Origin of the sequence: Pseudomonas sp. MF4836 (genome assembly GCF_002018875.1) — a bacterium.
Taxonomy (GTDB): Bacteria; Pseudomonadota; Gammaproteobacteria; order Pseudomonadales; family Pseudomonadaceae; genus Aquipseudomonas.
On the sequence record NZ_MVOL01000026.1, the window covers coordinates 43,491 to 51,272 of the forward strand.

7 protein-coding genes and 1 pseudogene are annotated in these 7,782 nt (G+C 60.6%); 1 reads left to right on the forward strand and 7 read right to left on the reverse strand.

What is annotated here, in order from left to right; translation table 11 throughout:
* Position 1: 1 nt before the first annotated feature.
* The 3 genes from MF4836_RS33625 to MF4836_RS33635 all read right to left on the reverse strand — a co-directional run bounded on the left by MF4836_RS33625 (position 2) and on the right by MF4836_RS33635 (position 2,364).
* Entirely contained in the window at positions 2 to 985 is a 984-nt protein-coding gene (locus MF4836_RS33625) for a DUF4880 domain-containing protein (protein ID WP_078474005.1), read from the reverse strand.
* A complete protein-coding gene (locus tag MF4836_RS33630) occupies positions 982 to 1,491 on the reverse strand; it encodes a sigma-70 family RNA polymerase sigma factor (protein ID WP_078474006.1) in 510 nt (169 codons plus the stop codon). Before MF4836_RS33630 ends, MF4836_RS33625 begins: the two co-directional genes overlap by 4 nt.
* Positions 1,492 to 1,569: 78 nt before the next feature.
* Positions 1,570 to 2,364 (reverse strand): MBL fold metallo-hydrolase, encoded by a 795-nt coding sequence (locus tag MF4836_RS33635; protein ID WP_078474007.1) that lies wholly within the window; start codon positions 2,362 to 2,364, stop codon positions 1,570 to 1,572.
* 98 nt (positions 2,365 to 2,462) lie between these two features.
* On the opposite strand from MF4836_RS33635, the gene MF4836_RS33640 reads away from it, so the two are divergent.
* Positions 2,463 to 3,416, forward strand: a complete 954-nt coding sequence (locus MF4836_RS33640; RefSeq protein ID WP_238596253.1) for a GlxA family transcriptional regulator — start codon at positions 2,463 to 2,465, stop codon at positions 3,414 to 3,416.
* A gap of 324 nt (positions 3,417 to 3,740) precedes the next feature.
* Here the strand turns inward: MF4836_RS33640 and MF4836_RS35925 are convergent, their stop codons facing one another.
* The 4 genes and pseudogenes from MF4836_RS35925 to MF4836_RS35435 form a co-directional block, all read right to left on the reverse strand.
* A complete protein-coding gene (locus MF4836_RS35925) occupies positions 3,741 to 4,511 on the reverse strand; it encodes a DUF6708 domain-containing protein (protein WP_238596254.1) in 771 nt (256 codons plus the stop codon).
* Positions 4,508 to 5,278, reverse strand: a complete 771-nt coding sequence (locus MF4836_RS35930) for a DUF6708 domain-containing protein (RefSeq protein ID WP_238596255.1) — start codon at positions 5,276 to 5,278, stop codon at positions 4,508 to 4,510. The genes MF4836_RS35925 and MF4836_RS35930 overlap by 4 nt, the downstream gene beginning before the upstream one ends.
* Before the next feature lie 183 nt (positions 5,279 to 5,461).
* A complete protein-coding gene (locus MF4836_RS33655) occupies positions 5,462 to 6,439 on the reverse strand; it encodes an IS5 family transposase (RefSeq protein ID WP_033991331.1) in 978 nt (325 codons plus the stop codon).
* 42 nt (positions 6,440 to 6,481) lie between these two features.
* A pseudogene (locus MF4836_RS35435) lies at positions 6,482 to 7,782 on the reverse strand (T6SS effector BTH_I2691 family protein); the annotation flags it as partial.

The window sequence follows — 7,782 nt, forward strand, 5'->3', positions numbered from 1 at the left end:
CTCAGGCCGGCACCACGCTGGCCCAGTAACCGAGCACACGCTGGATGCGAATCGGCAGGGTGCGGGCCAGCAGGTCGAGGCTGGCATCGGGTCGGTCGAGGGAGAGCGAGCCGGAGACCGGCAGCGCCGCCACCGCCGGGTCGCAACGCAAGACGCCGCTGCGGTAACGGTTGAGTTCGGCCACCACCTGGCCCAGGGGCAAGCGTTCGGCGATCAGCAGGCCACGGGTCCAGGCCGAGGCGGACGCCGGCAGGTCCTCGCTGGGGCCGGCAGCGTGCGGGTCGAACAGCAATTGTCGGCCCGCCGCCAGTTGCACGCTGGTGCCCTGGCGAGGGCTGATCGCTGCGCTGCCCAGCAGCACCTGGACCCGGGTGCCTGACGGGTTGCCCTCGGCGAGGCTGATCATCAGCTTCGACAAGGGCGCCGGGTGTACCCAGCCATCTTCGGTACGGACCCTGAGCGGGGTGCCGGCACCGACCTCCAGCAGCAGCCGGCCCAGGCTCAACAGCACTTCGCGCTGGGCAGCGTCGCCGCGGATATCGAGGGCGGTGTGGGTGTCCAGTTGCAGGCGCACATCGGCGGCCAATTGCAGGTCGCGGCGTTCGCCGGTGGCGGTGCGGTAGTCGCTGAACAGCTCCGGCAACAACAGGCGCTCGCGCACACTGAGCCCGCCCATCGCCACCACGCCCAGGCCGGCCAGGCCCTTGAGCACGTTGCGCCGCGAGCTGGCCCCGCGTGCCTGGAGCAGCTTGCGTGCGCCGGCGGCCGGCAAGGGCCCGACGCTCTCGCGCAGGCCATGGCCGAGCCCGGCCAGCCGTTGCCAGGCCAGTTCGTGTTGCGCATCCAGGCGGCGCCAGGCCAGGCAGGCGGCGTGTTCCGATGCGTCGCTGGTGCCCGATTGCAGGGCCACAATCCACAGCATCGCCTGCTCCACCACCTGCGGATCGAGGCGTTGCCGAGGGTCCAGCGACGGGAAGGGTTTCATGCTTCGTAGACCGCCGCGTAGCAATGGCGGAAGGCCTTGAGCATGGCTTTCTGCACCACGTTGACGCTCAGGTCCAGGCGCTCGGCAATCTGCGGGTAGGTCAGGCCGTCCAGCTGCGACAGCAAAAACACTTCGCGCACCCGCGCGCCCAGGCCGTCGAGCACCTGGCCCACGGCGTCCAGGGCTTCAAGCACCAGCAATCGGGTTTCCGGCGAGGGCAGGTACTGCGGCTCCAGCGCCGCCAGGGATTCCAGGTACGCCCGCTCCAGGGCCTGGCGCCGGAAGTACTGCCCGCACAAACGGCTGGCCACGGTATTGAGGTAGGCCCGGGGCTCGCGCAGCAGCGGCACCTGCTCACTGCGCAGTATCCGCACAAAGGTGTCTTGGGCCAGGTCCAGGGCCTGATCCTGATTACCGAGTTTGCGTCGCAGCAACTGCACCACCCAACCATGGTGCTGGGCGTACAGCTCACCGACGACGCGATGCAGGGAAGGGGTGGACAGCATTGAAGAAGATTCCATGACCAGCGCGAGCGACAAGGGCGTTTATGGTAATGCTTCTCATTAAGTTGCGCTCGGGATTTTTCAGTGCCTTGATTCGCGTGCTTCGAAATGCAGCATCTCGCCGTCTTCAGGCACCCACAACCGCTGGCTCAGGCCGGCCTCGCGGGCCGCGGCCAGCAGGGCGCTGCGGGTTACCGGGCAGTGGTTGAGGGCTTGCAAGTGGTTGGCCACGACCTGGCCCTTGAGCAGAGTGGTGAGTTCCAGCACCTGGTCCAGGCCCATGATGATCTCGCCCCCCAGGTCCAGGCGCGCGCCACCGGCCGGGGCCACGCAGATATCGGGCTGCTGCTCGGTCAGGAACCGGCGCAAAACCGGGCTGAGCACGGTATCGCCGCACAGGTGCAGGCTGGGTTCGCCGGGCAGTTGGATAAAGTAGCCGACCCCGTGCTCCATCAACCGTCCCACCAGGCCCCGGCCATGGGTGCAGCGCAGGGTGCGAATCTGCCCACCCAGAAAAGCGCTGGGCCGCTGGTGATCCCGGGGCAGCGGTTGCACCCGCAAACCGCGTCGGGCCAGGTACGGGGCGTCGTGTGGGGTGCATATCAGCGGAATCTGCCGGTCCCGCAGAAACTCCACGCCGGCCCGGTCCAGGTGGTCGAAATGGCCCTTGCGGCAATGGGTGATCAGGCAATGGGTGACCCCGTCCAGCGCCGCCGCGGCGGAAGGCGGCAGGTCCACCAGCGGGTTGCGTTGCCAGCCGCCACGCAGGCACAGCGGCGGCAGGCCATGGCGCGCGGCAAGCATCGGGTCGACCAGAATCCGAAAGGCGCCGGACTCAATGATCAGGGTGGCATTGCGAAGCTGGTGGATACGCATCAAAGACCTCCGTGGCAGAGCGCCTATTGTCGACAGCGGCGACGGCTTGCAGAATGGCCAGCTTTGACAGATCTCATTCAAATTCTGCCGGAGGCGCGATGAAAATCGGCCTGTTGCTCTACCCCGATTGCATGCCCGCCGGCCTGCTGGCGTTTGCCGACCTGCTGCTCGCCGCCAACCGCCGCGCCGGGCTTGAAGTGTTCAGCCTGTGCTACGTCGCCCACCAACCCGGCGCGATCGTCTGCGCCCATGGCGTGCTGCTGAGCGCCGCCGAAGGACTGGATGACGCGGCCCTGGATGCACTATTGGTGCCCAGCTTCTGGGCCGAATCGGTGCAGCAGGTGAGTACCTTGCTGGCCGCCAATCAGCCCTTGCTGCGGCAACTGGCACGCTTGCCGGTACCGCTGTGGAGCTATTGCACCGGGGTCTGCTTGCTGGCGGCCAGTGGTCGCTTGCAGGGCCGGGTCGCAACCCTGACCTGGTGGCTGGTGGACGCCATGAGTCGGCAATTCCCCGAGGTGCAGTGGCGCAACGAACGCTTGTGGGTGATCGACCAGGACGTGGCCAGCGCCTGCGGGGTCAACGGTTACCTGCCCCTGGCCAGCGAGCTGATCCAGCAGCATCTGGGGGCCGAGGTGTTCCAGGATTTGCAGCGCCTGATGGTCCTGCCACGCCCGGTCCAGGCCCATCCGGCCTTCCAGGGCCTGAGCCTGATCGAACACGCCAGCCCGCTGCTGCGCCAGGTGCAGCTGTGGGTCGAAGACACCCCGGCCGAACAGGCCACGGTCGCGCGCCTGGCCGCCGCCCTGGGCCTGGCCGAACGCACCCTGGCCCGCCGCGTCGCTGCCGAACAAGGCCAGCCGCTGGCGACTTGGGTGCGGACCATCAAACTCAACCAGGTCAGCCAGCGCCTGCTGTACAGCCGCGCCTCCATCGGCCAGATCAGCGAACAACTGGGCTTTAGCAGCGACTCCAACCTGAGCCGCATGTTCAAGCGCTTGACTGGCCTGGCACCGCAGGATTATCGGCAACGGTTCGGGGGTGGCGAGTAGGGCGCGGGTGATGCTAATCGATAGATCAAACGCAAAGTAACCTGTGGCGAGGGAGCTTGCTCCCGCTGGGTCGCGTAGCGGCCCCAACAATGAGACTGCCAGGCACCGACGCACCGGCCGGTCCAGCGGGAGCAAGCTCCCTCACTACAAATACCCTGTTCATTCTTAACTGATCGGCATTAGCCCATGGCCGCTGCTTTTTGACTGTGTGATAAGCGCCTCATTACACATACAAAGTGGCTTATTGCTTTTGCCAGACTCCATCGAACTATAGGAAACCACCGCCCCGACTAACGCCTGTCCGATACCCTCATGACCTTCAATTCATGGCGCCGTCCGCGACTCACGGTCCATCTCGGCCGGCCACTTCACCTTCGGTGCCAGGCGCAGGGCCAAGTTGTACCAGGGCACGTTGTTGTGGTCGCGGGGTGGCCCTGGTGGTGGCAGGGCCGAGGGGCCTTGCTGCATGTAAGTGCAGATATAAGCCCAGGCAAACTCATCGGCGCCCATGGTGCTCAGGGGAAAGCGATCAATGACCTTATTGGTGTCGGGCTCGACGATGGACAGGACCACGCCCCATTTGATGATGAGCGCGCCTTGGGCGGTGGCGCCGCGCTTTTTCCAGCGTTCGGCGCGGACTTGTGACCAGTCGTAGGCCACGGGGATAACGCGCCAACGTTCGAAAGGGTTCCACCAGCGGTAGTTGAAGTTGTAGGCGTAGATGCGTTGGCGGGTGCGGTTGAAACGGATGGGTAAATCTCTTGGTGAGGCTGTATCAATCTTCAGGGCGAACAAGACTGACCAAATTGAAATCAATAGCATGAAGATGAACAGCATCCATTCCGTAGCACTTAGTGCCTTCCAATCTGACAAAAATAGAATAGATAAGGTAATGAGTTGAATGCTTATAACTGGCACGAACAGAATCATCACTCCTCTGCCAAGCGAGGAGGCCCGGTGTAGCTCGAAGAAAACGTCGTCCAGATGATTCGGTGTATCGAATCCGAGATCTGGAACCACGACTGGACGCGCAGCGGGATGGGGAAGATCCTCTTGCCATCCGGAACATGGAGGATTAAGTAACGCTTTTGTCATGGAGCCGTCCGCGATTCACGGTCCATCTCGGCAGGCCACTTCACCTTTGGCGCCAGGCGCAGGGCCAAGTTGTACCAAGGCACATCGTTATGGTCGTGCGGCGGCCCTGGCGGTGGCAGGGCTGAAGGACCTTGCTGCATGTAAGTGCAGATATAAGCCCAGGCAAACTCATCGGCGCCCATGGTGCTCAGGGGAAAGCGATCGATGACCTTATTGGTGCCGGGTTCGACGATGGACAGGACCACGCCCCATTTGATGATGAGCGCGCCTTGGGCGGTGGCGCCGCGCTTTTTCCAGCGTTCGGCGCGGACTTGTGACCAATCGTAGGCTACGGGGTTAACTCGCCAACGTTCGAAAGGGTTCCACCAGCGGTAGTTGAAGTTGTAGGCGTAGATGCGTTGGCGGGAGCGGTTGAAGCGGATGGGTAAGTCGCGCGGAATTGCTATATCTATACGTAGCCCAAACGCCACTATCCAAACTAGAACGAGATCAAAAAACAGGCCAATAAGGTCATTTGCTTTCAATGATTCTGCCATTCTTTGAAATGAGAAAAGCTGGAGGGATATTAGCAAAAGCAGAATAAATAGTGTTAGCACCAACAAGACTCCACGCGAGGCCATATCTTGTCGAGATAACTCCAAATAAGTTGTGCTGATGTGATTTGGGCTTCCTGCACCAAGCGACGAAATCGTAGCAGGTGTCAGGGGAGAAATAGGTAAGTCTTCTTGCCAACCCGGACAAGGAGGATTAAGTGTAGGCTTGGCCATTTATTTTCCCTTCTTCAATATATCTGTTTTATCTTCTAGGGAGACGCTGAACAATTTACCTCTTCAGTCCGCATTCCATTTTCCAACCGATTTTTTCAACCTGACGGTCTTATTTTGCGTTTATGGGCCGATTTCAGGCCCTGTTTTACTGATTAGCGGGTAAACCCCGCCTTTCAGACGGATTTATCCCGCCACCCGTTGCAAGTACCGCTTTGCCAGCATCAGATTGGCCAACCCGAACAGACTGAATAACTGCGCCGTATTCTTTTCCAGTCCACGGTAACGGACTTTGCGATGGTTGAAGCGCACTTTGATCACTTGGAACGGATGCTCTACCTTGGCACGCAGTTGCGCCTTGGCGTATTCGATCTTGCGCTTGACCCGGAACAGCACGCTGTCTTTGCCGTGATGCTGGTAGCTGCTTGGCCGTGCTGCAATCGACCAGATAACGTCCCGTTCAGCATACTCCGCTCGCTTGGCCGCACCGGTGTATCCAGCATCTCCCGAGACATAGGTTTCGGCACCGTGCAGCAGCTTGTCGACCTGGGTGACATCGGCCACGTTAGCCGCGGTCCCCACCAGGCTGTGCACCAGCCCCGACGTGGCGTCGACGCCAATGTGGGCCTTCATCCCGAAGTGCCACTGATTGCCTTTTTTAGCCTGATGCATCTCAGGATCGCGCTTACCTTCTCGGTTCTTGACCGAGGGCGGTGCGGCGATCAGGGTGGCATCGACGATGGTGCCTTCCTTGAGCAGCAGACCCCGACTGGCCAGATGCTGGTTGATCGTTTCAAACAACACCCGCGTCAGCTGATGGGTTTCCAGCAAGCGGCGAAAGCGCAACAAGGTAGTGGCATCCGGTGCCGACTCCCGGCCCAGGTCGATGCCCATGAAGCCACGAATGGCCTGGCTGTCGTAGATGGCATCTTCGGTGCCTTCATCGGAGAAACCGAAACACTGCTGCACGACATACATGCGCAGCATGCGCGACAACCCAATCGAGGGGCGTCCGCGCTTGCCGGTGGTGTCGCGGTAGAACGGCGCCACTTGAGCTTCCAGCTGTGCCCAGGGCACCAACTGCTCGATATCCGCCAGGAAGCGATCTCGTCGGGTTTGCTTTTTCTTGCCGGTGTATTCGAGTTCGGAGAAGGTCTTCTGCATAGCGCGTAACGAGGCTCACGAAGAGGGGGCTGATTGAGGGGGTCAGTGTGCCAAGGCTCTGAGCGGTTGGCTATTTATGCAGCGTCTCCCTAGAGCGATGAGTCGAGCGACGCCCGACTCATCGCTCCTGTCCGGCCAGAATGAAACTTCTAAGTCCACTGCATGCATGTCGTGATTATCGTAAAACCAGATGGCGCCGCTTATTGTTAGAGTGGAAGCTATTTCATTAAAGCTAATTGCGGGTCGTGTCGTCTCAGTTTTGTAGTCAGTTCTCTTTAAAGGAGGTGGTGCTTCGGTCGCAGTCACCGGACTATTGTTATTGCCTGCAGCAATAACCAGCCCATCCATACCAGGGCGATATACTTTCATGCTCCATGTGTAATCGGACAGTGCGGAGTCGTATTCAGGAAGAGAGATTCTATACTCCAAGAAATACCCATATGGTACAGGTCTAATTTCGGCGTAAGCCGCGTGATCTTCGCCCGACGCCTTAATGTCTGATTCACGCACTGGTCGAAGATTAATGGATAGATCGGCTGTCACTCCCAATACAGAAGCATTAAGCTCGCCAACTGCATTGTCGAGATCTTCTGGTCCTTTCCATCTGCGGTGACTTTTCGGAAGTCCCCAAAGACATCTACGAGTCCAAATTTCAAGAAGGGAGGACTCCTTCTTCTTAGCACGAGTTGCTACCGCATAGGCGATCAAGCCTAGTATTAACGCCAATCCAATTGGACCCAATAAGGCACTACCGGCCAATGCGCCGTATACAGCTGGGAGCACAGTAATCATTGAAACCGAAGCTGCCAATCGGTAATCACTTTCAGCCTCACTATCTCCTCTTGTAGCGGCCCTATTCGCAGCAAATGAGTACTGCACACCATCCATCACCCCCGCAATCGCAGCAATCGCCCCCCCATACTGCGCAATTCGCGCCCCCATCATCACCGTCTGCACCTGACCTGCCACCCGCACCGTGGTCGTCAGCCCCGGCCGCAATAGCTGAGTCCCTACACCCGCAATCTCGACTCCCACTCCCATTACCCCGATGGACGACGACCACACCGCCGCCAGCGCTTCGGGATTGCCGCTGCCCGGGGTGTTGAGGAAGGTCTCAAAGTTTTTGCGCAGGCTGTCTTGCTGGAACCAGATGCTACCCAGGCCCAGCAGCAGGTCGGCGCCGGCAGGGGCTGCGGAGATGGCGGTATTGCGCATCCGTTGCATGGCGCCTCTGGCCAGCGCTTGGGCGTCGTCCACGCCAATAGCCAGCGTATGCAGCAGCCGGGTGCTGCCGCTGTGGAGCGTGGCGGCGCCGATGCTGACGCTGCGCAGCGCCTCTGTAA